Here is a 25,963-nt window from a genome sequence, read left to right as displayed (position 1 = left end):
ATGCCCAGCGGGGTCTGCTCGGCGGGTTTGAGCACCACGCAGTTGCCGGCGGCCAGGGCCGGGGCGAGTTTCCAGGCGGCCATCAGGATCGGGAAGTTCCACGGGATGATCTGCCCGACCACGCCCAATGGTTCATGGAAGTGATAGGCGGCGGTGTGTTCGTTGATTTCCGCTGAGCTGCCTTCCTGGGCGCGGATGCAACCGGCGTAGTAGCGGAAGTGGTCGGCCGCCAGCGGGATGTCGGCGTTGAGGGTCTCACGCACGGCCTTGCCGTTGTCCCAGGATTCGGTGACGGCCAGCAGTTCGAGGTTCTGTTCAATGCGGTCGGCAATTTTCAACAGTGCCAGGGCGCGGTCCTGCACCGAGGTCTTGCCCCAGGCATCAGCGGCTGCGTGGGCGGCGTCCAGCGCCTTGTCGATGTCTTCGGCGCTGGAGCGGGGGAATTCGGCAATCGGTTGGCCATTCACTGGCGAGGTCGTAGTGAAGTACTGACCATTGACCGGCGCAACGAACTCGCCGCCGATGTAGTTGCCATAACGGGACTTGAAGGAGACGACGGCACCGGGAGTGCCAGGATGGGCATAGATCATGATGAGGTTCTCTTGTTGTTATCGGTTGAACAGGCGCAGGCCGGTTTCGGTCGCTGGCCGCTTTTCCGGCGGCCAGCGATGGCTGAAAGCTGTCAGCAGCCCTGCGGCGTTTCCCCGCGTGCCAGACGGGCATTGATGTCGTCGATGACGGCCGGCAAATCGACGATGGTGTCGATCAGGTAATGCGGGCGCGAGTCCTTGAACATCTTGATGATGCGTGTGCGCTCTTCGGCCAGCTCCTCCAGGGACAAGTCCTTGAACTCCTCGTAGGTCAGGCCCAGTGCGTTGCCGGAGCAGGTCAGTGCGACCGTCCACATGCCCGCGCTGCGGCCTTCGAGGATGCCCGGCCAGGTGTCGTCGACCTTGACGCAAGCCGCGACGTCACTGATGCCCAGGGCAATCACGTTGGCCAGGGCTTGTGCAGGGTGCGGCCGGCCGTTGGGCACTTCGTCGGTGGCAACCACATGATCGGTGACGTAACCGTTCTTGCGCGCCAGCTCCACGACCTTCTCCATGACCACGGCCGGGTAACCCGAGCAGGAGCCGATTTTCAGGCCCTTGTCACGCACAGTCTCGATGGCCTCCAGCGCGCCGGGAATCAGCGCCGAGTGCAAGGCGATCTTCTCGATCTGCAGCGGCATGAAGCGCTCGTAGAGGGCGGTGACGTCATCGTCCGTCGGCAGGCGGCCAAAGGCTGTGTGATAGCGCTCGGCGATCTGCGGCTCGTTGCACAGCGTGCGGATGTGGTCCCACTTGCCCATGCCCATCGGTCCACGGGCTTCTTCCAGGGAGACCGCAACGCCGAACTCGGCAAAGGCTTCGACAAAAATCTGCGTCGGCGCGAAGGAGCCAAAGTCAACGACGGTGCCTGCCCAGTCCAGTACCACGGCTTGCAGTTGATCAGGTTGTTGGTAGTGCATGGTGATTGCTCCAGTGATGGGGAGATTGGACGTTCGGGTTCAGGAAGTGCTGCCGACGATGACCGGCTGAATCGCCAGCGAGTCGATAGACTTGGTTTCGAGTGTTTTCGGGCGGCTGTTCCAGAAGGGCACCAGCATCAGGCTGGCCAGGAGCGCAGCACCGGTGAAGACCAGGAACACGGTGATGGTGTCGAAGTAGCCGGGCAGCAAACCGCCGAGGATTGCGCCTATCGAGCCGCAGCCGTTGACGAAGCCCGCGGAGGAGGCCGCGCCGTCCTTGCTGCCGAAATCAATGGCAGCCGAGCCGCTGATCATCGAGTCCGGGCCGTAGAGGGTCATGCCCATCATGAACAGCAGGCCGACCACCAGGTAAAGGCTGCCGCTCTGCATGGCGGGAACGAACAGCCCGAGGGAAATGGTGAGGACAACCAGGCTCAGCACGCAGGCCGGGATACGACGCGCACCGAAGTACTTGTCCGATGCAAAACCGATGAGGATGGGACCTACCAGGCCTGCCAGTTCAAACGCCGTGGGGACGATGGCGGAGGCCACTTTGCCGATCTCGGGCATGCGCTCGTAGATGATCACCGGACCCCACAACAGAATTGCATAGCGCGCGGGCTTGAGCATGAAGTAGGCGAGACCGAGCACCAGCACGGTGCGGTTTTTCATCACGGTACGCAGACCGGCCCACAGGCTTTCACGCGGGACGACGACATTGCTGACAGGCTCGATTTCGATCTCGACGGGAGGCAGGCCGACGTCTTCCGGCCGGTTGCGTTGCAACCAGAAGAACAACAGCGCCACCACCAGCACGACCACCGCGCTGCTGATGAATGCCAGACGCCAGTCGTGGTATGCGCTGTAGGCCCACCAGCCGGCAAATGGGGTGGCGACCAGTCCGCCGAAGGCGTAGCAGGTACACCAGTAACCCATCACGCGGCCACGTTCGCCGGTACTGAAGAAGCTGCCCACGTTCTTGCACAGGCCCGACCAGCCGGTGGATTGCGCAAGACCCTGGACCAGCATGCAGGAGACGAATATCGGCAGCGTGGCATAGGTGCCCATGAGCAGCGCCGCCAGCGCCGAGATGACCAGGCCACTGAGCACCACGATCCTCGGTCCGAAGCGGTCGGCAAAATTGCCCCAGAGAAACTGGCCCACGGCGTAAGCGGTCAGGTAGAGCGCATCGAGGTTGGCCATCATGGCCTTTTCGAGCATGAAGTCCGGGTCCTCGCCAATACCCAGCTTGGCCACGGAAAACGCCTTGCGGGTGAAGTAGAACGCGGCATAGGCGAACCAGGTGATGAGGAATATCTGCAGGCGCCAACGCTGCAACGATTTCCACCCGGTCGCGAGAGGACTTGTGGTGTTCTTGTTCATGGAGTTCTGATCCCGTATGAGGTGCCAGACAGCGCAATTAATTGGTTTTTGTTTTTGTTTTTGGTGCAGAAGACCTGTCCACGCACACGCCATCGTCTGGATGGCCGTGTGGATGGCGTCAGGCTTCATGAATTAATGAATTGCTGTGATCGCTGACTCCTGCCCGGCACTGCCGAGCGATAAGTCACCGCATCCATTGTTTAAAAAAAGATCCCCGCCCAAAGGTGCTACCCATTGCACCTGTGCTCGAATCGGCCGGGACCTTTAAAGGGGTCGATCAGGCTGCCGGCTTTTGCATGTCGACGTTCATCGCCAGAAGGCTGTCGGCGATGGCGCGCAGCAATTGGTGGACGATGTGTTCGTCGATCTGGCCGATGCAGCCGATGCGGAAACTGTCGGCTACCGTCAATTTGCCCGGGTAGATGATGAACTGACGGGCTTTGAGCTCATCGTAAAAACGCTTGAACTCGAAATTCGGATGTTCCGGACTGAAGAACGTGGTGATGATCGGCGACAGCCAGCGATCTTCCAGCAGGGTCTTGAACCCCAGCCCGCGCATGCCTGAGACCAGGACATCGCGGTTGCGCGTGTAGCGTGCCAAGCGGCCGTGCACGCCGCCTTCCGCGCTGTGTTGCTCCAACGCCTTGTGAAACGCCACGACGCTATGGGTCGGTGGCGTGAAGCGCCATTGGCCGGTGCGCTCCATGTAGGTCCACTGCTCGTAGATATCGAGGCTCAGCGAATTGGCGCGACCTTTGGCGGCTTCTATTACAGAGCGGCGGATGATCACGAAGCCAAAGCCTGGAATGCCTTCGATGCATTTGTTCGCCGATGACACCACCACGTCAAAAGCGATGTCGTCGATGGTCAGCGGCACGGCGCCGAAAGAGCTCATGGCGTCAATGATCAAACTCTTGCCATGCGCCTTCACCACATCGGCGATTTCGCGCAATGGGTTGAGGATGCCGGAGCTGGTTTCGCAATGAACGAGAAAGACATTGGTGACGTCGGGGTTGGCCTTGAGCAAGGCGTCCACTTCTTCGGGCTGCGGGGGCAGGTAATCGCCCTTGTCGAGGGTGATGAAGTCACGACCCAGGTATTCCAGGGTCTTGGTGGCACGCTGGCCATAAGCGCCGTTCATCAGCACCAGGGCCTTGCCGTCCCTGGGGATGGCGGTGGCCAACGCAGCCTCCACCGAGTAACTGCCGCTGCCTTGCAATGGCACGCAGGCGAAGCTGTCATCCTCGACGCCGGCCATGCTCAGCAGATGCTGGCGAACTTCAGCGGTCACCTGATTGAAAGATACGTCCCATGAACCCCAATCGCGCAGCATCGCTTCCTTGGTAGCCTTGGACGTGGTCAGTGGGCCTGGTGTCAGCAGGTAGGGTTCACCCAGGGCTGGTGTTGCCAGGGCATGGGTGGTGGGAAATTCAGCTTTGGTCATGATCTTCTCCGGCGATGTTGTTTTTGTGGGGGAGTGATGCATGGCGCAATAAAATCACTTCAAGAAAAATAATTGAAATCGATTAATCACATGTCATAAATAAGGTGAGCTTATAGGTTGGTCGTCTATAGCTGCACTGACGGGGGACGCCCCTGCAGCCCTTCTGTTGGTGCCCGAGCCGATGGCGTGAGCACCGTCGGTCGTCTTTCTCCTGTGCAGGTTGACCTGACGCCAGAAAGGGCTAGCTTTCAACAGGTGGGAAAATTTCCCACGCAAAAGATTCAGGATAATCGTAAAGCTTGCTCCCATGCCGCCTTCGGATTGCAACGCGGATCGCGGTCAATCATCTGGAGAATGCACGATGAATACATACCTGCTGTTCAAGAAAGGTTTACTGGCGCTGGCAATCGGTGGCGTCCTCTCAGCTTCCGTCGTTTTGGTCCCGGATTCCATTTCCCATGACTCCAGTGCCTATGCCAAGGATGGTGGTGGTGGTGGTGGTGGTGGTGGTGGCGGCGGCAATGGAGGTGGCGGTAGCGGTGGTGGTAACGGCGGCGGCGGTGGTGGAAGCCACGGTGGCAACGGTGGCAACGGTGGTGGCGGCAATGGCGGCAACGGCGGTGGTGGCAACGGCGGTGGCGGTAGTGGAGGCCATGGCGGTAACAGCGGCGGCAATGGCGGCAATGGCAATGGCGGCAACAGTGGAAGCGGTGGCAGCGGTCACAGCGGTCACAGCGGCAGCGATCATGGAAGCGGGAATTCAGGCCATGCCGGTTCTGCCAGTTCGAACTCCGGTCGTAGCGGGACCCACGCAGAAGCGGGTGACGACCACGGTGTTCACGTCGGCGGCGAGCCGGGTGATGACCACGGTGTCCACGTCGGCGGTGAGCCAGGTGATGACCACGGCGTTCACGTCGGCGGCGAACCAGGTGACGACCACGGCGTTCACGTCGGCGGAGAACCGGGTGACGACCACGGCGTTCACGCTGGCGGCGAACCAGGTGACGACAATGGCGTCCATGCCGGCGGCGAACCCGGCGACGACAACAGCCGGACCTGAAGCGGCCTGATGCCTCATGCAAAACCGGGGAGGGGCCGGTTTTGCATGAGGCACACAAAAAATCACACCCGCATTCATGGGATTATTTCCCACATAGCTATACTGGGGTTATCTATCCGGGAATGCGCTGAATGCAATCGTCTACCTTGCCCACCTCGCTCCTCAAAGCCCTGCGCCATGTCATGCGGCCGCTGGTACGCCTGATGCTGCGCAAAGGCGTCACGTACCTGGTGTTCGCTGACCTGCTCAAGGAGGTTTTCGTCGATGTGGCGGACCGTGAGTTCCGGCTCGACGACAAGGCTCCGACCGACAGCCGCATCAGTCTGCTCACCGGTGTGCACCGCAAGGACGTACGGCGTTTGCGCAATACCAGCGACCCTGCTGCCTCCACGCTTCCGGAAAACATCACCTTCGGTGCGCAACTGGTCAACGCCTGGACCAGCGCCCCCTTCTGCAATGACGCCGGCCAGCCACTGCCGCTGCCTCGCCTGGCCAGTGTCGGCGGCGACCGATCCTTTGATGCCCTGGTGGCGAAGGTCAGCACGGATATCCGTGCGCGGGTGGTGCTGGACGAGTGGTTGCGCCTGGGCGTCGTGCGCCTTGACGAGCAAGAGCACGTGCACCTCGAGGCCCAGGCCTTCGTGCCGCAAAAGGGCTTCGATGAAAAAGCGGCTTACCTGGGGCATAACCTGCACGATCATGCCTGCGCAGCGGTACACAACCTGAGCAGCGAGGGGCCGGCCTTTTTTGAACGCAGCGTGCACTATGACGCCCTGGCCCCGAAGAGCGTCGAGGCGCTGCGCGAGGCCGTTGCCAGCGAGGGCATGCAGGCCCTGTTGAGCTTCAATCGACAGGCCTCCGAACTGGAATTTCACGACCTGCCCAGCCTCGAACCGCGCCAGCGCATCACGGTCGGCCTGTACTTCTACACTGAGGCTGCCGACCCCAACTCGCCCACGACCCCTGAGCCATGACCGTCAATTTGCGTCTGATTCAAGCAACGGCCCTCGTTCTGGGCCTCGGGTTTGCGATTGTGCTGCAAGCCGCTCCGGCCTGTGTCAGCCAGAATGACGCGGGCACCCTCGATGTGCCGGTCATCCAGGCTCCGGGTGGCACCGGCGGTACGGGCGCAGCGCCTGGCGGCATGGGCGGAACCGGCATCGGCAGCGACAACGACAACGGCGGCATGGGCGGTACCGGCGCGCCCGTGCAAAAACGTCCCGGCGGCATTGGCGGCACCGGTGCCGTTGCGGGCGGCGTGGGTGGCACGGGCATCAGCGACGATAACGGTGGCATCGGTGGCACCGGCATTGTCGGCACCATCACCGGGTTCGCCTCGATCTGCGTGAATGGCGTGGAAGTGCACTTCAACAAGAATGTTCCGATCAGCGAGAACGGCATTGCCGCCGCCAGCACCCGCCTGGCGGTAGGGCAGGTGGTTGCCGTGGAGGCGTTCAATTCCCGGCGCGGTCTGGAGGCCGGGCGCATTTCCATCCTGCATGTCTACGAAGGTCCTTTGACCTCCCTGCCTCGAGACTCCTTGCCCATGCGTGTCATGGGGCAACCGGTACGCCTGGCCAACGGTGCTCAAGTCGCCGCCGGCCTGCGTCCGGGTGATCCGGTACGGGTCAGCGGGCTGCGCGATGCCCGTGGTGAAGTGGTGGCCAGCCGCATCGACCGAGCGCCGGGCCTCAAGGAGGCCAGTGCCATCGGCCCGGTAGATCGCAGTGGTTATCTGCAGGGACTCAAACTGGCCAATCACCCGGGGGCGGCCCAGGAAATGCTGGTACGCGGCCATTGGTCGGGTCGCGAGCTGGACGTTTCCCAAAGCCGCCCCGACCCGAGCCTGCCTTTCATGGGTAGGGCGCACAATGCGGTGATCGAGGGCCTGGTACAGGGCCGGCACGACCGTCGCCTGGTGGTGGGGGGCTTTAATGTGACGATGGCGCGCGACACCGTGTTTGTCGGCATGCAGTCTTCGCAGCTGACGCTCGATCGCCGCGTGCGTATCAGTGGTGTGTTCACCGGCGCGCGGGACGTGCAGGCGACGCGCATCGAATTGCCCCGCGAGCGCTCCGATTCGCCGGCCGGCAACCGCCACGGGCCGTCCGGCAGCAGCGAGCAGAGCAGCGATGACTCAAGTGGATCGGGCAACTCGAGCAACTCGGGCGGCTCCGATAGCTCCGGCAATTCCGACAATTCCGACAATTCCGACAATTCCGACAATTCCGGCAGCTCTGGCAGTTCAGGGGATTCAGGTAATTCAGGCAGCGACAGGAGCGGCCGCTCAGGGAACGAGGGCAGCGTTGTCGACGACAGTCGCCACGGGGGCAATGACAGTCATGGCGGTGGCGACAAGATAGAACGCGTGGACGTGGACAAGTCCGGCAAGTCAGAGCGTGTCGAGAAGGTCGACCGATCCGGCAAAGTAGAGAAAGTGGAGAGGCTGGACAAGGTCGACAAAGTTGAAAAAGTCGAACGTCCGGAGAAAGTCGAGAAGGTTGAGCGACCAGAAAAAGTCGAGAAGGTAGAGAAAGTCGAAAAGGTGGAGAGGGTCGAGAAGGTAGAGAAGGTGGAGAAAGTCGAAAAGGTCGAGAAGATTGAAAAAGTCGATCACTCCGGCAAGTCGGGTTAGACAGTGCAGTCATGATGCACTTTCGTCATAAGTAACTAGGCTGGGTAAGTCACGCAACAAAGCATGCGAGTGAACTTCGAGGACGCAAGATACGAGGTGAACATGACCCCCAAGCGTTTCCTGCTCGCCGGTTTACTTGCCAGCCTGGCCTTGCCAGCGCTGGCCGATAGCTTCACGGCCTCGATCGGATCCGACTATTCGCGGGGTGACTATGGCACCGGCACGACGTCCGAAACCTGGTACGTACCGTTGGTGGGCAGATACGAAACCGGCCCCATGACCTACAAGCTCACTGTGCCCTGGCTGCGCATCACCAACCCTTCGGTCGGTCCTGACGGCGTGCCGTTGCCCGGCGGCTGCGGCAAAGTGGAAAGCGGTCTGGGCGACACCGTCGCCGGAGCCGACTATGCCGTGGTGGACGGCAACATTGGCGGACTGTTCGTGGACCTGATCGGCAAGGTCAAGTTGCCCACGGCCGACGAAGACAAGTGCCTGGGCACCGGCAAAACCGACTATTCGGCCCAGGTCGATGTCGCCAAAGTCTTCGGCCCTGTGACCGGGTTCGCCACCCTTGGCTGGAGAAAATTCGGTGACCCGTCGGGCACCGACTTCGACGATCCGATATTCGCCGGCCTGGGCTTCGCCATGCCCGTGTTCGCGCGCACCACGGCCGGCGTCTCCTACGACTGGCGACAGAAGGTCGTGTCCACGGGTGACCAGATCAAGGAGCTCACCCTGTTCCTCACGCACAAGCTCAATCAGCACTGGAAGTTCCAGTTGTATGCCGTCCAGGGGTTTTCCGAGGCCAGCCCGGATGCCGAGGCGGGCGTGCTGTTCAGCCACACATTCTGATACCTGCCTGTTTACCTGCCCTGATGGAGGTTCACCGCCTCGATCCGGCCATCGCCTGCGCGCGTCCTGATGTTCGGTCGTTGACACACGGGCTGACAGCACTAATCTAAAGGTGTGGGAATATTTCCCACGTTTGGATGCCGACTGGCGTTGAAGGATCTTTCGGAAACCGCAGTTGCTTGTTCTTGCTGCAAATTAATGGCCGTGCCGGTTGGCTGGCCGCCCCAATGGGCGGCCGGGAACTCACTGGACATTGCGTTCGATACGGACATGACTACGCAACTCCAAGCGGAGGTGCATCATGCTTCTCAAAAAATGTTGGTTGGCTCTGGCAATAGGCGCGGTGCTGTCGGCATCGACTGTGCTGGTGCCCGATTACGTCGGTAGTTTCTCCAGCGCGTATGCCAAAGATGGTGGCAGCGGTGGTGGGGGCGGTAATGGAGGCGGTGGCGGTCACGGTGGTGGCGGTGGCTCCGGAGGTGGCGGTCACGGTGGTGACGGCGGAGGCGGCCATGGTGGCAACGGCGCTGGTGGCGGTGGCGGTGGCGCCGGCGCCGGCGGTAGCAGTGGTGGCAGTGGTGGTCACGGAGGTGGCTCCGGCAATGGAGGCTCCGGAGGCAGTGGTCACGGTGGTAATGGCGGCGGCGGTAACGCCGGCAGTGGCCATGGCGGTGATGGTGCCTCAGGGCATGGCGGTCTGGGGCGCGGCGACGCTGACAATGGTGGTGTTGCCGGCAATGCAGGCCAGGGCAATGCACGTGGCAATAACAATGCGGACAACGATGCCGCAGACGCAGCCAGGGACGCCGCCAGAAATGATGCGAATGCAGCCAGGGACACTGCCAAGGCTGATGCAGATGCTGCCCGGGATGCGGCAAGAGCTGACGCAGATGCGGCCCGGGATGCAGCAAGAGCTGACGCAGATGCGGCCAGAGACGCTGCAAAAGCGGCTGGCGTAGCAGGTGCGGATGCAACCAGAGATGCTGCCCGGGCCGCTGCAGATGCCGCCAGGGACGCCGCCAAGGCAGATGCAGATGCGGCCAGAGACACAGCCAGGGCTGCTGCAGATGCAACCAGGGACGCCGCTAAGGCTGAGGCGAACGCGGCCAGAGAGGCGGCCAAGGCCGAGGCGAGGGCAGCCAGACAGGATGTGGCGGATGCCCCTGACGCGCCGGACGCCCCAGACGCCCCGGATGTAGACGTGCCTGAGGTACGGAACTAGGCCTGCACGCTACGCAACGGCAGGCATACCCGCAGATAACGTCCCGGCAGTTTGAAGGGCGTATAAAAAAGTCGCAAACCCTGCAGGGTTTGCGACTTCTTTTTGCCATCGTTTTACGCGGCCCGAAACACCGACCGGGCCGTGCTACACCGATTAGCCGTTGATGCGATTGCTCGCCTTGGCCTTGCTTTCAGCGACAGCGGCTTCAGCCTTCTGCTTCTGCGCAACCTGGAAGGCTTCCATCGAGACTTTGCGGTTCGACTCCATGCGATTGAACGTCTTGTCACCACCACCCGTGGCCATGGCCAGGGAAGAAGCGGTCAGGGCAGCGATTACGAAGAGAGCTTTAATGGATTTCATTTGATTATCCTCAAGTGAGAAAGTGAGATTCAGTAAAAAGTTAACAGCGAATTCTTTGGCTAAAGCCGGACCTGCGGATTCAACCTGGCGTTACCAGCCAGCCAGGGCAGCGTTTCTGTTGTCCCAGGTGCCTCGCTCCATACGGTCTTGAGCGTCTTTGTTTTTTGCCCAGGCAGTGAGCAGCACCATCATTGCAAAGCCCCCGACGATCAGAACCGGATAGGCTGCCAGCAACTCGACCAGCGAGTATTTCCAGGCCAATGGACGACCGACACCGAGCATGGCGGCATAGAACCACGACACACCGGAGAGCGCGCCGGAGAACAGTGCGAGCATGCGCAAGTTGAAGGAAAGTTTAAGTAACGAACCGGCTTTTTTCAGCGCCGGCAATACAGCGCTATGCAAGAGGTAACCGTTAAAGGTCAACAGCACAACGATGCCGATTTTGGCTTGCAACTTTGGGTTGAGGAAATATTCCATGCCCTTGCCGGCATAATCTATTCCGATAATAGCAATGCCGGTAATCCACAGAGCCACAAGCGCAAGCACTACGGTTTTTTGCAGGCTTTCCATGTGTGCGTCATCATGGTGACCCGACACATCCCCCTTGAGGAGTTGCTTGACCATGGCAACGTCACTGGTCAACACAAGCCCGATTGCAACGCAGCAGGCGATAAGATGGAAATATACAACACCCAGGCGAATATATTCCGCGGCAGGCGAAGACAGTATACTTAGTTCCATGGTTACCTCTTTGATCTAACAGTGGATCAACATGATTTCAGCACGGATTAGTTGGGTTTATTCCGATGCCGACTACGGTTGTGATCCAGCAATTTCTATTATTTAATCTTGCGGCTAATGCGCTGCGAAGAAAAAAGCGAGTTTCTCGAATGAACTTTCAATCATTCGACCAGTTCCATTTTCAGGTAACAAAAAACCTCATTCGCACTGGGCGTCTATATGAGGTTTTAACTTCCGCTTCTGGGGGTGAGGTGAGCATCGTTGCCCGTGCCACCTGTTGCGTATTCTGAACGAAAAAAACCATCTCCGTTCATTTTTTGATCAAATTTGCTGACCAGCGGCAGTGTCGTAGTTAGTTGCACATTGCTATCACTGGAGGGCGCAGCCGTTGCCCTAAAAGGCTTTCGGCGAGTCGGAAGGCTGATGAAAGCCGTGCAGATTTTTTCGCCTTTTTTTGCATATTCCAAGGTGAAAATCGGTGGTTATAAGCCAATTACCCCTAAAAAACGTCTCCAAAAATCCCGCGAAACCCGCAATACCTGTAGGAGCCGGCTTGCCGGCGATGGACTTCAATGCGCCGCGTTTATCCTGGTTACCCGCGTTATCGTTAACGACCATCGCTGGCAAGCCAGCTCCTACAAGGACCGCATCCTGGTCGAAAATCCCGCGAAACCCGCAATACCTGTAGGAGCCGGCTTGCCGGCGATGCACTTCAATGCACCGCGTTTATCCTGGTTACCAGCGTTATCGTTCACGACCATCGCTGGCAAGCCAGCTCCTACAAGGACCGCATCCTGGTCGAAAATTCCGGGCAACCCGCAATACCTGTAGGAGCCGGCTTGCTGGCGATGGGCTCGAGTGCGCCGCGCTTGTCCTGTTTACGCGCGTTATCGCTGACGACCATCGCTGCGATGCGGCGACCCGACAAGCCAGCTCCTACAAGGGACCCGGGGATCAATTGCGTCGTGCCGTGCGCCTTGCCACTCCCGCAACGCTCACGGGGGTGAGGGGACGCCCGACCACAGCCTCGGCTGGAGCAATAACACTGTGCACACCGGGGATCGACAAGGTCTCTCCCAACTCAAGCGCGCATATCAGGACCAATCCCCCCAGCAACAGGCCAGCCGACTTCATCAAGAGGTTCATTTGGTTTTTCCTCGCACAAAATTGCTCGGCAGGCCCTCGGCGTTGGGCAGGTCCTTGAGATCGATCTTTTTCGCATCCGTCGAATTGTTAAAAACAAAATCATCAGCTGCAACGGTATCGCCGCTTTTCCAGTCTCTCAGCTGGATGCTGTACTGCGGGCTCCCGGCAATCGTTTTGGACGTGATCGAATACCGACACGGATAAGGCCGATCGCCCTGGGCAATCCAGATCTGCCAATCAACCTCTTTCTTCCTGAAGGCCAGGTGATCGCATTCCACGCCACCGATAACGCCACTGCCCAGGTCCTTGATGTTGTTCACGCCGGCCATCAGTTGATCTTGAGGATTGGACATGAACAGGTCCGCGCCGGGCAGCGGCCTGTTGTATTTATCCCTCAACACATCGAGCAGGTGGTCAAGCGTGCCCGGGATCTCGACCTGCGAGTAAATGTTTTTACCTTTTCCCAACAAGGTCAGCGTCTTGCCATCAAACACCATCTCGATATCGGCAAACCCGCTGGAGCGCGTGTTGCGCAACTTGTCCGGTCGGTTGATAACGACCGTGCCGGATCCCGCCAATGTAAGTCGTTGCTGATCTTTGGTCACGACTTCGAGGATAGTGTCGTAGTTGAACGATATGCTTTTTTGCGCTGACATATAGTCGGACATGTTCTTGAGCTGGCTTTTCGCATAGGCCTCATCCGCCAGTGCGCCTGCCGACGCGCCAAAACCCATTACCAATACAAGTCCAGCTCCGGTGATTCGGGTTACAGGGGAGTGGATAAACTTTCGGGGAGTCTTTTCCATGGGGGTCACCGCTACTGTGTGCCGGACTGGCAACGCGGATCTATAAAGTTAGTCGTATCACCCATGGCGCGCCGTATATCCACAGACCGCTTATCCGATATCAAACTCAGTGCGTTGGTTATATTCCATTTGTGTATTCATGGCACATCCCCCGGCACCTGGCGCAGACAATGATCAGCCGCCCCCATCCATGGGCTTGCGGGTTATCCGTGACGTTTTGGGTCAGGCGGTAAAGCCGAACAGGCGCTTTGGCGTTTCCCACAGTATCTGTTGGCGGTCATTGGCATCGCAGCAACGCACTGCAAATCACCCGATAAGAAAAACAGATACCCGTTTAAGGATTTCCCAGAGGCGGTGCGGGCAACTGCGGCTTTAAAGTCACGTCCAGCGTTCGGCTGTCGGGCGGCCTCTGGGTTGCACCGATCTCCAGGCCGTTCGGTATCTCTACAACAATAAGAAGGTGAAAACATGAGTCACGAGACGGTCGATATCAAAGCGTGGATCGACAACCGACCGGTTGCCGGCTACCAGTGGCTCATCATGAGCCTGTGCTTCTTCATTGTTCTATTCGATGGGCTCGATGTGGCGGTCATGGGCTTTATCGCGCCTTCACTGATTCAGGAATGGGGGTTGTCCAAAGCGGCGTTTGGCCCCGTCATGAGTGCCGGGATGGTCGGGCTCGCCATTGGAGCCTTGACCGCCGGCCCTTACGCTGACCGCGTGGGACGCAAGAAAGTGCTGCTGTTGGCGGTGACGGGGTTCAGTGTCTTGAGCCTGGCGTGTGCGTTTGCGCGTAACCCCTATGAGCTGGCGGCCTTGCGCCTGTTGACCGGTGTGGCCCTGGGCGCCGCAATGCCCAACACCACCACGCTGCTTGCCGAATACCTGCCGGAGCGCAATCGCTCGCTGTTCATCACCATCATGTTTACCGGATTCAACATGGGATCGGGGCTGGGCGGCTTGTTGGCAGCCTGGTTGATTCCCCTGCACGGCTGGAAGTCGGTGTTGCTCGCCGGCGGCATTCTGCCGCTGGTGCTATTGCCGTTCCTCTGGTTGTTGCTGCCTGAGTCCGCACGTTTCCTGGCGGCGCGCAATGCGCCAGCCGCCCAGATCGCCAAGGTACTGAACAAGCTTGGCGGCAAATTCACGGCCACGACAAACTTCACCCTCGCCGAACCCCAGGCCCAGCACAAGGCGCCGGTGCGCATGCTGTTCACCGAACGTTATCGGACTGGCACCCTGGCGCTCTGGCTGACCTATTTCATGGGCCTGCTGGTGATCTACCTGACCATGGGCTGGATGCCGACCCTGTTGCGTGAAGGCGGTCTGTCCATCGAGCGCGCCGCCACCATCACCGGCCTGTTCCAGATCGGCGGTACGGTCGGGGCGATCGTGGTGGGCTGGGTCATGGACCGACGCAATCCGAACGGCGTGATCGCCACCTCCTATGCGCTGGGCGGGGTGTTTATCCTGCTGCTGGGGGCTTTCAGCCTGGAGTCGAGCCTGCTGGCGCTTGGCGTGGTCGCCGCCGGTTTCTGCATGAGCGGCGCGCAGACTGGCCTCAACGCGTTTGCCCCGGGTTATTACCCGACGGAATTCCGTGCAACGGGCGTGAGCTGGATGCTCGGCATCGGTCGTTTCGGCGGTATCTTTGGTTCTCTCATCGGTGGTGCGGTGCTCAGCCTCGGGTTGGGCCTGCCGTTTCTGTTCGCCCTGTTGAGCGTGCCGGCCTTCATCGCCGCACTGGCGATCCTGGCCAACGGTCATGCACGGCGCCGGGTCAACCGGGCCCTGCTGGCGCAATAATCTTTTTCGAACACAGGAACTCATCATGGCACGCATTATCGGTGGCCTCGCTGTCTCCCATACACCTACCATCGGCTTCGCCGTCGATCACGATAAGCAGAACGAGGCGGCGTGGGCGCCGATTTTCGAAGGCTTCGAACCGATCAAGGTGTGGTTGAAGGAGCAACAGCCGGATGTGCTGTTCTACATCTTCAACGACCATGTGACGTCGTTTTTCTTCGACCACTATGGCGCGTTCTCCCTGGGCGTCGATGAGCGTTACGAGGTCGCCGACGAGGGCGGCAATCCACGCTCGCTGCCTGCGGTGGGCGGGCATGCCGCGCTGTCGCGGCACATCGGGCAAAGCCTGATGGCCGATGAGTTCGACATGAGCTTCTTCCGCGACAAGCCGCTGGACCACGGTTTTTTCTCGCCGATGTCGGCGCTGTTGCCCTGTGATCCGGCGTGGCCGGTGCAAATCGTGCCGCTGCAGGTGGGGGTGTTGCAGTTCCCGATTCCCAGTGCGTTGCGCTGCTATAAGTTGGGCCAGGCCCTGCGTCGCGCGATTGAGAGCTATCCCGACGACTTGAAGGTGGCCATTGTCGCCACCGGCGGCGTGTCCCATCAGGTGCATGGCGAGCGCTGCGGTTTCAACAACCCGCAGTGGGACGAACAGTTCATCGATCTGCTGGTCAACGACCCGCTGCGCCTGACCGAACTGACCCACGCCGAATACGCCACCCTGGGCGGCATGGAAGGCTCGGAGGTGATCACCTGGCTGATCATGCGCGGCGCGTTGTCGGCCACGGTGAAAAATCTGCATCAGGACTATTACCTGCCGTCGATGACCGGTATCGCGACCCTGTTGCTGGAAAACCAGGATCGGGCGCTGCCTGCCGATGCCAACGCACGCCACTTGCAACATATGCAGCACCAGTTGGCCGGCATCGAAAAGCTCGAGGGCACCTATCCGTTCACCCTGGAACGCAGCGCCAAGGGCTATCGCTTGAACAAGTTCCTGCATCGCATGATCGAGCCGCAATGGCGCCAGCGTTTTCTCGAAACGCCGGAAGCGTTGTTCGATGAAGGTGGCCTGAGCGACGAGGAACGGGATCTGTTGCGCCGCCATGACTGGCGCGGGCTGATTCAGTACGGGGCGATCTTCTTTGTGCTGGAGAAGCTCGCGGCGGTACTCGGGATTCCCAACTTGCAGGTCTACGCTGCCATGCGCGGCCAGAGCCTGGAAGAGTTCATGAAAACCCGAAACCAGCAGGTGCTCTACTCGGTGGCGGGCAAAGGCCCGCGCTGATCATCAGCGGTTAATTCAGCGGCTCGTCCCGGGCCGCTATCCCTTTTTTGTTGATCTTGCTGTGCCCGGTGATTGCGGGCGCAGGGCATTTCCTTTACCCCAAAAACCGGAAAACAATAACAATGAAAACCGCCGTCAATCATCGAATCGTCTGTTCGCTGGCAGCCATCTGCGCACTACCGCTGCAAACATTCGCTGCGGGCTTCGTTGAAGATGCCAGCGCCACCCTGAACCTGCGCAACTTCTACATCAACCGCAACTTCACCAACCCGGCCTATCCGCAAAGCAAGGCCGAAGAGTGGACCCAGAACTTCATCCTCGACTTCCGCTCCGGCTTTACCCAGGGCCCGGTGGGTTTCGGGGTGGATGCGCTGGGGCTCTACTCGGTCAAGCTCGATGGCGGCAAGGGCACCGGTGGCACTCAGTTGTTGCCGATCCATGGCGACGGGCGTCCCGCCGATGATTTCGGTCGCCTGGCGGTGGCCGGGAAAATGAAAGTGAGCAAGACCGAACTGAAGGTCGGGGAGTGGATGCCGGTGCTGCCGATCCTGCGTTCCGACGACGGTCGCTCGTTGCCGCAAACCTTTCGTGGTGGTCAGGTCACTTCGCAGGAGGTCGACGGCCTGACCTTGTACGGCGGGCAGTTCCGGCAGAACAGTCCGCGCAACGATGCGAGCATGGAAGACATGTTCATGCAGGGCAAGACCGCGTTCACCTCCGATCGCTTCAACTTCGTCGGCGGCGAATACGGCTTCAACGAGAAGCGCACGATGATCGGGCTGTGGAACGCTGAACTCAAGGACATCTATCAGCAGCAATACCTGCAACTGGTCCACAGCCAGCCCCTGGGTGCCTGGACGCTGGGCGCTAACCTCGGCTACTTCTGGGGCCGCGAAGATGGCAGTGCCCGTGCCGGCGATCTGGACAACCGTACGGTCTCGGCGCTGCTGTCGGCCCGGTATGGCGGCAACACGTTCTACGTCGGCCTGCAAAAACTCACCGGTGACGATGCCTGGATGCGCGTCAACGGCACCAGCGGCGGCACCCTGGCCAATGACAGCTACAACAACAGCTACGACAACGCACGGGAGAAGTCCTGGCAACTGCGCCACGATTACAACTTCGTCGCCCTCGGTATTCCCGGCCTGACCCTGATGAACCGCTACATCAGCGGCGACAACGTGCACACCGGCGCGATCACCGATGGCAAGGAGTGGGGGCGCGAAAGTGAACTGGGCTACACGGTACAGACGGGGCCGCTGAAAAGCCTCAACGTCAAATGGCGCAATTCGAGCATTCGCAAGAGCTTCAGCAGCAATGAGTTCGATGAGAACCGGGTGATCGTCAGCTATCCGATCAGTCTGTTGTAAGTTTCACCACCGCCATCGCGAGCAGGCTCGCTCCTGCATTGGACCGTGGTCAACTGTGGGAGTGAGCCTGCTCGTGGATCACCCGGCGAATCATATCCATCAAGACCTGAGCCACCGAGGAGTGCAGGCAGCCGTTGCGATAAGTCAAACCGATAGCCCGGGTGGTCTGGTTCAATTCCAGGGGCAAAATGCACAGCTCGCCCGAGGCTATCTCCTGTTCCAGTTGATGGGCGGACACGGCGGCGAGCATGTCCGAACGCAACAACAGGCCGCGAATGATCGCCATATCGCCGCTTTCCACCACAGGCCGGGGGGGCGCAATGCCGAACCGGGTAAAACATTCATCGAGCATCTGCCGGGCCGGCGAGCCGGCGCGAGGCAGCACCCAGCGGGCGGCACCCAGTTCATCGTGCAGCACGTTTCTCGAATACAGCGGATGACCGCGCCGCGCCACCACCACCATGTCTTCCGTGAGCAGCGCTTCGCCGACCAGGTCACTGGCGTAGGCTTCCGGGCGCAAGGCCCCAAAGACGAAATCGACATCACCGGCACGCAGCTCTGTGGCCAGCAGATCAAACGGACTTTCGTTGGTGATCACTTGGATGCCCGGGTGTTCGGCCATCATGCGCACCATGGCTTCGGGCAATATCCGGGTGCGGCCCAAGGGCAGGGCGCCGACGTGCACCACACCTTGCAATGTGCCGCGCAGAGCGGTTATATCGGTCTCGATGTGGCGCAATTCGTTCAGCGCCCGACGGATCGCAAAGAGAATTTCGTGACTGGCACGGGTGGGTTGCAACCCGCGAGGCGTGCGCTCGAACAGCGGTTGGCGGCAACCACTTTCCATCACCTTGATGGTTGAACTGATGGCCGGCTGGCTCAGGCCGAGCAGGCTGGCTACGGTCTGCATGTGCCGGGTTTCGCAAAGTTTGACGAACACTTGCAGGCGCCGGGCCTGGAACAGGTACAGCGGCTCGACCGCGCGTTTATCCGCGCCATCGAGCAGTCGCGGCACACTGTCCAGCTCGGCCAGCACCCGACGTGCCCGCGGCAGCAAGCGCTCGCCGAAATCGGTCAGGCGCATGCCGTTGGCGTGGCGCTCGAACAGTGGCACGCCGAGTCGTGCCTCCAGCTCGGAGATCGACCGGGTCACCACCGACTGAGCGCGAAACAGCGCCACCGAGGCCCTGGAAACGCTCCCGTGATCGGCCACCCGGACGAAGGCGCGTATGTGCATCAGGCTGGGCAGTTCGGTGGATTCCATGGGGCACGGGCTCTGCAAAGGGGCATCTGCGCTGGACTATGCCGCCGCCCTGTGTGGATGGCAATAAAAAAAACGCATACCTCAAACACTTCAACGCATTACTCCTGGGGCGGGTCGCGGTGCGATGCTCGTTCGAAACGCAGGAGGAGAATCCGCAATGATCGAGTCACCGAAAAACGCGCTGGTCGTCAGCGCCCACTCTGCCGATTTCGTCTGGCGCGCGGGCGGTGCCATCGCGCTGCATGCGCAACAGGGTTATGCCGTGCATATCGTCTGCCTGTCCTTCGGTGAGCGCGGTGAGTCCGCCAAGCTGTGGCGCAAGGGCGAGATGAGCGAAGAGAAAGTCAAAAGCGCGCGGCGCGAAGAGGCCCAGGCCGCCGCCGATATCCTCGGTGCCAGCGTCGAGTTCTTCGACATCGGCGACTACCCGATGCGAGCCGACAAGGAAACGCTGTTTCGCCTGGCGGATGTGTTTCGTCGAGTCCAGCCCGAGTTCGTCCTCAGTCACTCGATCAAGGACCCTTACAACTACGATCACCCGCTGGCCATGAACCTGACGCAAGAGGCGCGCATCATCGCCCAGGCCGAAGGCTACAAGCCGGGCGAGAAAATTGTCGGTGCGCCGCCGGTCTACAGCTTCGAACCGCACCAGCCCGAGCAATGCGAATGGCGACCTGATGTGTTGCTGGACATCACCCCGGTCTGGGACAAGAAGTACGCCGCCATCCAGTGCATGGCCGGTCAGGAACACCTCTGGGAGTACTACACGCGCGTCGCCTTGCAGCGCGGTGTGCAGGCCAAGCGCAACGTAGGCATCACCTCCAGCCGTGACATCATTTATGGCGAGGGCTACCAGAGCATCTTCCCGCGTGTGACGGAGAACCTGGCATGAGCGAGCTGATCGGAAAGACCGGCATCGTCGTGCGCAACATCGCCAGGGCCGAGCAGGCGTTGGTCGATGAGCTGGGGCGCTTCGGTGTCGCGACCATCCACGAGTCGCAGGGGCGAAAAGGCCTGCTGACGTCTGCGATCACACCGATTCAAAGAGGGGTGGCCGTCAGCGGCTCGGTGGTCACGGTGCTGGTTGCACCGGGTGATAACTGGATGTTCCATGTGGCGGTGGAGCAGTGCCGCCCCGGCGATATCCTGGTGGTCGCCCCGAGCTCGCCGTGCAGCGACGGATACTTTGGCGACCTGCTTGCCACTTCGCTCAAGGCCCACGGCGTGCGTGCCCTGGTGATCGATGCCGGCGTGCGCGATACCCACACCCTGCGCGAGATGGGCTTTGCGGTCTGGTCCCGCGCCATCTGTGCCCAGGGCACGATCAAGGAAACCCTTGGCTCGGTCAACCTGCCGCTGGTGTGCGGCGGTCAATTGGTCAACCCGGGTGACGTGGTGGTAGCCGATGACGATGGCGTGGTCATCGTGCGTCGCGGCGAAGTGGCGCAGGTTGTCGAAGCCAGTCGCGCACGCGCCGATCTGGAAGAACAGAAAGCCTTGCGCCTGGCCAAGGGCGAATTGGGGCTGGACATCTACAACATGCGCCAACGCCTCGCGGAAAAGGGCCTGCGCTACGTCGACAGCCTCGATGAACTCGGAGACTGAGCATGGGCCAGACACGTATTCCTTGCCTCTTGATGCGCGGCGGGACCTCGAAAGGCGCGTACTTCCTGGCCCGCGACCTGCCTTCCGAGCAAGCGCTGCGCGACCGCGTATTGCTGGCGGTCATGGGCTCGCCGGATGCGCGGCAGATCGATGGCATCGGAGGCGGCGACTCGCTGACCAGCAAGGTGGCGATCATCAAGCCCTCCGCACGCGCCGATGCCGATGTCGATTACCTGTTCGCGCAAGTGTTGGTCGATGAGCCGCGAGTCGATTACGGACAGAACTGCGGCAACATCCTTGCCGGTGTCGGGCCATTCGCCATTGAGCGCGGCCTGGTCGCAGTGGCGGGTGAGGTCACCCCGGTACGCATCTTCATGGAAAACACCGGGCAGATCGCGATTGCTCAGGTACCGACACCGGATGGCGACGTCTGCTATGCGGGCGACGCACGGATAGACGGCGTGCCAGGGTACGCCGCGCCGTTGATCGTGGAGTTCGAGGATGTCGCCGGCTCCAGTTGCGGAGCATTGCTGCCCACCGGCAACGCGGTCGATGTGTTCGATGGCGTAGAGGTCACCTGCGTCGACAATGGCATGCCGGTCATCCTCATCCGTGCCGTGGACCTTGGGCTCAGTGGCTACGAGCAACCTGGGCAACTGGATGCCGACACCCGGTTGAAGGCCCGGCTTGAATCGATCCGTTTGCAGGCCGGTCCACGCATGAACCTGGGGGACGTGAGCCAGCGCAACGTGCCCAAGATGTGCCTGATCGCCCCCGCACAAGCAGGCGGGGCGCTCAGCACCCGCACCTTCATTCCGCACCGGTGCCATACCAGCATCGGCGTGTTCGGTGCGGTCAGTGTGGCGGTTGCCTGCCTGATCGAGGGCAGTGTGGCGGTGGGGGTGGCGAGTGTCGTTCAGGGTGACACCAAGCAGCTCTCGGTCGAACACCCCACCGGAGAGTTCACCGTGGAATTGCGTCTGGGCAATGATCGTTTGGTGAGTTGCGGTCTGATGAGAACGGCCCGATTGCTTCTGGATGGGGCTGTTTGTGTTCCGCGGATGCTATGGCCTGGCAATCAGGGCAGTTAAGCGTTGTGTTGAAGCGCATCGATTAGCGCTTTTGAGCGAGAACGCTTGGCGTCGGCAACTACGGTCAGATCTGACCCTAAGACATCCTGACGTATCAGACATAAAACTGTAGGTCACCTCACCGCAGCCGTAAGGTTTCAAACAGCGCGCGGTCTTATTTTTTTGCCGAGCGCGCATGGCGCCGAATCACTTGCAACAGGCATTCGGTGAAGCACACCGCCGGGTTGCTCAATGCGCCATTGCGGCGTGTGACGATGCTCAGTTGTCGGGGCTCGAACTGCTCGGTCAGCCCCAGGGAGACCACTCGCCCCAGTTGAAAGCGCTGCGACCGTCACGTACTGGCCGACTGGCGCCTGTTACGAGGATGCGCCATCGACCCAAAGCCGACCGTGGTGACAGGCGGCTTTGGGTTTTAAACGACGCTAGCCTTTGCCCCCGCTGACACCGCCGCTACCGCTACCACTACCACCTCCTTGGCCATTGTTGACCTTGACCTGCGGCCCGACGCCATCTCCCGTACGGAATGTCGGTAATGCAACCGAGTTCACGAATTTCACGCCGTCCCAGCTGGGCAATGGCGTGGGCATCAACTGGAACTGACCCGGGTGCTCGGAGTCCCAGCGCAGCAGCATCGACGTGTCTTCATGCTGGGTGTTGTGGCAGTGCTCCATGTAGGTGCCGGCAAACTCACGGATGCGTATGGCCATTTCGACATTGTCGAGGCTGTCAGGATCGGAACCTACACGGTAGACATCCTTGCGCGCGCCTTTTTCCCAGGCGGGTGGTGTTTTGCCACCTCGACTGAGAATGATCCCTTCCTCGAAATGCACATGCACCGGGTGAGTCCAGCCATTGCCGCCGTTCTGGATCTTCCAGATCTCCAGCGTGCCTTCACCCTTGAACCCTGCCGGTGTCGGGCCAGTGGCCAGTTGCGGCGCAGCGGAAATCCGACGCGGGTCCATGTTGAAGCCCGGGCCGCCATCGGTCTTGATCGTCCAGGGCGTCAGGTCCGTGCCATCGGAGCGACCAAAGATAAAGGTGCGGTGCCGCGCCTGGGCAAGCCGGGCGATATCGGCAGGGTCATCACGGTGCAAGGGCAGCGGGATCATGAACTTGCCCTCGGGCTTGCCAGGCTTGGCGGGCTCGAAGTCGGCCGGATTCATGCTGACGTCCTGGCCGGTGTAAGGCTTGACGATCAATTGCATGAACATACCCACGCCCGGGTCACCGTTGATCCACTGTGGCCCGTGGCTGGTTTGCCTGACGACGGGCAGGTACCTGCCGGAGAGTACATCGGCCAATGGAACGTCACGCTTTGGCAGCTTGCCGTTTTCATGCTCCGCGATATTGACGAAGAAAATCCTGTCGCCCGGCTTGATGCCGTTCTGTGCGAAGTCGACGACGATGTCATAGCGCTCGGCAACGCCCAGCATCGGCAGAATGGCATTGTTGTCCTGTTTGTCGCCGTCGCCATCGAGGTCCAGGCTGCCATCGAACGGCACAGCGTGCTCCATGATGTTGCCGTCGTTGGCGATCATGTGGAACGGTACCCGGTTGTATGAAACCCCGGAGTTGTTCGGGCCGGGGAACTCGCCACCATTGCCATTGACCTGGCGCACCAGCGCCAGCTTGAAGAAGCGAGAAACCGATCCGTCGAGAATCCGCAAACGGTAGCGGCGGGCACGTACCTCCAGGAAGGGCTTGTACTCCCAGTTGGTCAGTACCTGGTCACCGAGAAAACCGTCGGTGTTGAAGGGGTTGAACCACAACTGGCCGGCCTGGTCCCAGGCCTTGTCGGCGATCGTCAGGTTGATGTCGTAGTCACGGTTACCCCAACCGAGCCCCGAACCGCTGGGCAAGCGCAGGTTGACCCCGTCGTCGACCGACTCGTTGCCTCGGTCCACGGCGCTGTAGTAGTTCATCATCGTCGCGTTGCCCTTGTAGACATTCTGCGCGGTGAAATCGAGCATGTGGTCGTGGAACCAGTGGGTGCTCATGGTTTCGCGCCAGTCGCCACGGATCTTGATGGTGCCGTGGTCGCAGGTCTTGAAGCCGGGGCTGGCGTCGTTGACGAACAGTTTTTCACCGGGGTCGCAGGGGAACGCCGCGCGCGGGTCTTCAGCCTTGGTGTTGATGGTGTCGTACCCGGCCAACTGGATCGGCCAGCGATAGTCGTAGTACTGGCCCGGGAAGAAGAACGCGTTGGTAAAGCCGTCGCTCTCCGCGGGGGAGTGGCCGTTGTGTTCATGGGTGGTGAGGGTGTGCAGGCCAAAGCCCCGGTTCGCCGCCGGATCAATGGGCAAGGCATCGTAATGACGCATCAGCATCGCCTGGCCATAGCGCACCAGGAGCAGCTTGGGCGGAAAGGTGCCGTCGAACGTCCACAGCGCATTGTGGTCCTGGACAGGGAAGTTGGGGTGAAACTGCACCTGAATGCCCTTGGTGGTGCCCTCGTTGTCCGGGGTGCCGTCGGTGTTGTGATAGAGCCCGCCTGGCGCGAACTCCCCCACGGCGTAGTTGTGCCGTTGCATGCGATCACGCAAGCCGCTGTTGACGTGCGCGCCTGCTTGCACGGTCTTGAAGGCGTCGCGCGGGAGAAACTCATTGAAGCGCTGGTGCGACCAGCCTTTTCCCGGAGGCCGGCCTTCTGCGGGCGAATCGACTCGGCGATTGAGGAAGTCCTCGATCTGCGCCTTCCAGGGGTTGCGGTCCAGTACATTGGAGAACTCGGTCGGGAAGGGCGTCAATGCCGGCTGCCTGAGAAAGGCATCCAGCGCAGCCGGCGACGGGCCGCTACGCGCCACCGTCAATGGATCTTGTGCCGGTGCCGGGCCCACCGTCGGGACCGGAAACGGAACGGGTGATGGCGGGTCGGTCGGATCCAGTCTGTTCGAGCCGAACTCCTCGAAAAGTTCAAGCTTCTGTGTGAACGGTTGAGCCCCGAAAACCGGGCTGGCATTACCGTTGGTTGGGATGTTGAAGCCGGTTTGCAGATTGGGTGGCAGCACATTGTCGACCAAGGGGGTCTTGCGGTTACCGCCGACTCCATTGGGCAAGTCGAAAGCGCCGACATTTGCCGGAGGCTGCTTGAGCAAGTCCCTCGATGCGGCATTGGGGTCGGCGGGCGGATTACTGAACGCCGATGGGTCGGTAGGTGGCGGGGGATCGGTGTTGTCGAGAGGGACCGCCCGGGCCTGGGACAATCCCAGCCCCAACATGATCGCGGCAGCAGAGATACTCAACGCCAGCCTGGTTTTGAACAATGGACCAGAATTCAACCTTGCGGTATCCAGTTTCATCGCAAACACCTCTGACGGGTTCCTCGAAGCGCGTGGCGATGCATGGACAACGAGCCACTGCTTCTGGCCCGACTGGCGAAATGCTTGATTTCGAGCCGGGATGAGAGCGATGCAAGACTCCTACCAGAAGTGACAGGTGGTGACTGGTGGCTCAACGCCACAGTTTCGATGTCTACTGGTGTTTGGCGGGCGTATCAGAAACCGGGGTGAAAGCCCCGATGACGGGGGATATTCCCCAATACAGGGTGCGATTTGGATGGGTGCTTGGGCCAGGAGACGTGGCCGTTTTCTGAAGGTTTCGATTACCGCTTTTGGCCGTTTACTGCCAGTCGCGAAAGGCCGAAGTCGACCCATAGCTGACCTGTCAGCATTGGCTAAAAATGGATGACTGCTGCTTGTCGTTGCGGTGCAATCCTTTGAACGCAGTGGTTGCTTCTATTGGCTGATGATTGCTGCTGAGCCAAGTACTTGAAGTTGTGCGGATTCAGATGCGGTGGTGGTGATGGTAAACAACATTTTCCGTGTCGCGCTTGGAACTGACCATTCGTAGGAAAGGGTTTGAGTTTGTCCATTTGAGGGTGATTGCGTTTGCTCGTTTTTTACCAGCGTTGAGGTAAACGGAGGGGGCGGATTTGCGACCATTCCAGTGAACAGCTTGATAGCGGTCTCCGTACTTGCCCTGCGGACATGCAAGGCGCAAAAATTCTTGCCGCTAGGAAGCGCTAACACAAACGTTCCGAACTTGTCTGGAACAGACCAAGCGTCCCCAGGATCACCTGCCAGAAACAGCGCCGCCTTTTCGGGAGGAAGGCTAGGGATTGGCCTGAGCTTTTCTCGGAGTGCTTCCAGATTCGGAAGGTTCTTCATACAAAGCGATGCGTAAATTTTGGCGAACGAGTTGGCTTGGTCATCACCTTCGCTGGCAAGGCAAGCATTCGTACCTAGAGTGAACATGAGTAAAGTTGCGAAAATTCTGGACATGCGAACCCTCCCTGGAGATATCACGATCAAGCTAAGCAGGGTTTCAGAGAGTTGCCATCCAAATCATTTGCCTCCCTAAAAATGCAGAGACCAGAAA

22 protein-coding genes and 1 pseudogene are annotated in these 25,963 nt (G+C 60.3%); 12 read left to right on the top strand and 11 right to left on the bottom strand.

The window, feature by feature from the left end; genetic code table 11:
• The 4 genes from EI969_RS03070 to EI969_RS03055 form a co-directional block, all read right to left on the bottom strand.
• A partial coding sequence (locus EI969_RS03070; RefSeq protein ID WP_160385871.1) for an aldehyde dehydrogenase family protein occupies positions 1-590 on the bottom strand: 590 nt, incomplete at its 3' end.
• A 92-nt stretch (positions 591-682) separates the two neighbouring features.
• Positions 683-1,510, bottom strand: a complete 828-nt coding sequence (gene phnX / locus EI969_RS03065; protein WP_160385870.1) for a phosphonoacetaldehyde hydrolase — start codon at positions 1,508-1,510, stop codon at positions 683-685.
• A 39-nt stretch (positions 1,511-1,549) separates the two neighbouring features.
• Positions 1,550-2,893 (bottom strand): MFS transporter, encoded by a 1,344-nt coding sequence (locus EI969_RS03060; RefSeq protein ID WP_160385869.1) that lies wholly within the window; start codon positions 2,891-2,893, stop codon positions 1,550-1,552.
• A 277-nt stretch (positions 2,894-3,170) separates the two neighbouring features.
• Positions 3,171-4,337 carry a 2-aminoethylphosphonate--pyruvate transaminase gene (locus tag EI969_RS03055; protein WP_160385868.1) on the bottom strand — a complete coding sequence of 389 codons (1,167 nt, stop codon included), beginning with the start codon at positions 4,335-4,337 and terminating at the stop codon, positions 3,171-3,173.
• A gap of 361 nt (positions 4,338-4,698) precedes the next feature.
• On the opposite strand from EI969_RS03055, the gene EI969_RS30210 reads away from it, so the two are divergent.
• The 5 genes from EI969_RS30210 (at position 4,699) to EI969_RS30205 (ending at position 9,843) form a co-directional block, all read left to right on the top strand.
• A complete protein-coding gene (locus EI969_RS30210) occupies positions 4,699-5,397 on the top strand; it encodes a hypothetical protein (protein WP_371925837.1) in 699 nt (232 codons plus the stop codon).
• Between the two features lie 131 nt (positions 5,398-5,528).
• Entirely contained in the window at positions 5,529-6,371 is an 843-nt protein-coding gene (locus tag EI969_RS03045; protein ID WP_160385867.1) for a DUF6502 family protein, read from the top strand.
• Positions 6,368-8,032: a DUF5666 domain-containing protein gene (locus EI969_RS03040; RefSeq protein WP_160385866.1), complete on the top strand. Its 1,665-nt coding sequence runs from the start codon at positions 6,368-6,370 to the stop codon at positions 8,030-8,032. The genes EI969_RS03045 and EI969_RS03040 overlap by 4 nt, the downstream gene beginning before the upstream one ends.
• A 102-nt stretch (positions 8,033-8,134) precedes the next feature.
• Positions 8,135-8,884, top strand: coding sequence for a hypothetical protein (locus EI969_RS03035; protein ID WP_160385865.1), 750 nt, complete (start codon positions 8,135-8,137; stop codon positions 8,882-8,884).
• Positions 8,885-9,285: 401 nt separating this feature from the next.
• A complete protein-coding gene (locus EI969_RS30205) occupies positions 9,286-9,843 on the top strand; it encodes a hypothetical protein (protein ID WP_178120530.1) in 558 nt (185 codons plus the stop codon).
• A gap of 416 nt (positions 9,844-10,259) precedes the next feature.
• Here EI969_RS30205 and EI969_RS03030 read toward each other — a convergent pair whose 3' ends face one another.
• Positions 10,260-10,466 (bottom strand): co-regulatory protein PtrA N-terminal domain-containing protein, encoded by a 207-nt coding sequence (locus EI969_RS03030; protein ID WP_160385864.1) that lies wholly within the window; start codon positions 10,464-10,466, stop codon positions 10,260-10,262.
• Positions 10,467-10,556: 90 nt separating this feature from the next.
• On the bottom strand, positions 10,557-11,210 hold the full coding sequence (locus EI969_RS03025) for a hypothetical protein (protein WP_160385863.1): 654 nt from the start codon (positions 11,208-11,210) through the stop codon (positions 10,557-10,559).
• A 423-nt stretch (positions 11,211-11,633) separates the two neighbouring features.
• Here EI969_RS03025 and EI969_RS03020 point away from each other — a divergent pair, with 423 nt between their 5' ends.
• Entirely contained in the window at positions 11,634-12,041 is a 408-nt protein-coding gene (locus EI969_RS03020) for a hypothetical protein (protein ID WP_160385862.1), read from the top strand.
• Between the two features lie 311 nt (positions 12,042-12,352).
• Here EI969_RS03020 and EI969_RS03015 read toward each other — a convergent pair whose 3' ends face one another.
• On the bottom strand, positions 12,353-13,162 hold the full coding sequence (locus tag EI969_RS03015) for a DUF2092 domain-containing protein (RefSeq protein WP_160385861.1): 810 nt from the start codon (positions 13,160-13,162) through the stop codon (positions 12,353-12,355).
• A 468-nt stretch (positions 13,163-13,630) separates the two neighbouring features.
• Here EI969_RS03015 and EI969_RS03010 point away from each other — a divergent pair, with 468 nt between their 5' ends.
• The 3 genes from EI969_RS03010 to EI969_RS03000 all read left to right on the top strand — a co-directional run bounded on the left by EI969_RS03010 (position 13,631) and on the right by EI969_RS03000 (position 17,626).
• Positions 13,631-14,968 (top strand): aromatic acid/H+ symport family MFS transporter, encoded by a 1,338-nt coding sequence (locus EI969_RS03010; protein ID WP_160385860.1) that lies wholly within the window; start codon positions 13,631-13,633, stop codon positions 14,966-14,968.
• Between the two features lie 25 nt (positions 14,969-14,993).
• Positions 14,994-16,256, top strand: coding sequence for a gallate dioxygenase (locus EI969_RS03005; protein ID WP_160385859.1), 1,263 nt, complete (start codon positions 14,994-14,996; stop codon positions 16,254-16,256).
• 122 nt (positions 16,257-16,378) lie between these two features.
• Entirely contained in the window at positions 16,379-17,626 is a 1,248-nt protein-coding gene (locus EI969_RS03000) for an OprD family porin (RefSeq protein ID WP_160385858.1), read from the top strand.
• Positions 17,627-17,675: 49 nt separating this feature from the next.
• Here the strand turns inward: EI969_RS03000 and EI969_RS02995 are convergent, their stop codons facing one another.
• A complete protein-coding gene (locus tag EI969_RS02995) occupies positions 17,676-18,890 on the bottom strand; it encodes a LysR family transcriptional regulator (protein ID WP_160385857.1) in 1,215 nt (404 codons plus the stop codon).
• Positions 18,891-19,047: 157 nt separating this feature from the next.
• On the opposite strand from EI969_RS02995, the gene galB reads away from it, so the two are divergent.
• Genes galB through EI969_RS02980 form a run of 3 tightly spaced genes read left to right on the top strand, consistent with a single transcriptional unit; the run spans position 19,048 to position 21,586 of the window.
• Positions 19,048-19,782, top strand: coding sequence for a 4-oxalmesaconate hydratase (gene galB / locus EI969_RS02990; RefSeq protein ID WP_160385856.1), 735 nt, complete (start codon positions 19,048-19,050; stop codon positions 19,780-19,782).
• On the top strand, positions 19,779-20,495 hold the full coding sequence (locus EI969_RS02985; protein ID WP_160385855.1) for a 4-carboxy-4-hydroxy-2-oxoadipate aldolase/oxaloacetate decarboxylase: 717 nt from the start codon (positions 19,779-19,781) through the stop codon (positions 20,493-20,495). Before galB ends, EI969_RS02985 begins: the two co-directional genes overlap by 4 nt.
• Before the next feature lie 2 nt (positions 20,496-20,497).
• The gene (locus tag EI969_RS02980; RefSeq protein ID WP_160385854.1) at positions 20,498-21,586 is read left to right on the top strand and encodes a 4-oxalomesaconate tautomerase; all 1,089 of its coding nucleotides are present in this window, start codon (positions 20,498-20,500) and stop codon (positions 21,584-21,586) included.
• A gap of 154 nt (positions 21,587-21,740) precedes the next feature.
• Here EI969_RS02980 and EI969_RS02975 read toward each other — a convergent pair.
• The 3 genes and pseudogenes from EI969_RS02975 to EI969_RS02965 all read right to left on the bottom strand — a co-directional run.
• Positions 21,741-21,899, bottom strand: a pseudogene (locus EI969_RS02975) (LysR family transcriptional regulator); the annotation flags it as partial.
• 109 nt (positions 21,900-22,008) lie between these two features.
• The gene (locus EI969_RS02970) at positions 22,009-24,885 is read right to left on the bottom strand and encodes a multicopper oxidase domain-containing protein (RefSeq protein ID WP_160385853.1); all 2,877 of its coding nucleotides are present in this window, start codon (positions 24,883-24,885) and stop codon (positions 22,009-22,011) included.
• Between the two features lie 435 nt (positions 24,886-25,320).
• Positions 25,321-25,866 carry a hypothetical protein gene (locus EI969_RS02965; RefSeq protein WP_160385852.1) on the bottom strand — a complete coding sequence of 182 codons (546 nt, stop codon included), beginning with the start codon at positions 25,864-25,866 and terminating at the stop codon, positions 25,321-25,323.
• Between the last annotated feature and the right edge of the window lie 97 nt (positions 25,867-25,963).

It is taken from the genome of Pseudomonas sp. PB101 (genome assembly GCF_009764265.1).
In the GTDB taxonomy this organism is placed as follows: Bacteria; Pseudomonadota; Gammaproteobacteria; order Pseudomonadales; family Pseudomonadaceae; genus Aquipseudomonas.
Note: the sequence above shows the minus strand (reverse complement) of the source record. Positions and strands in the feature narration are given on the sequence as shown.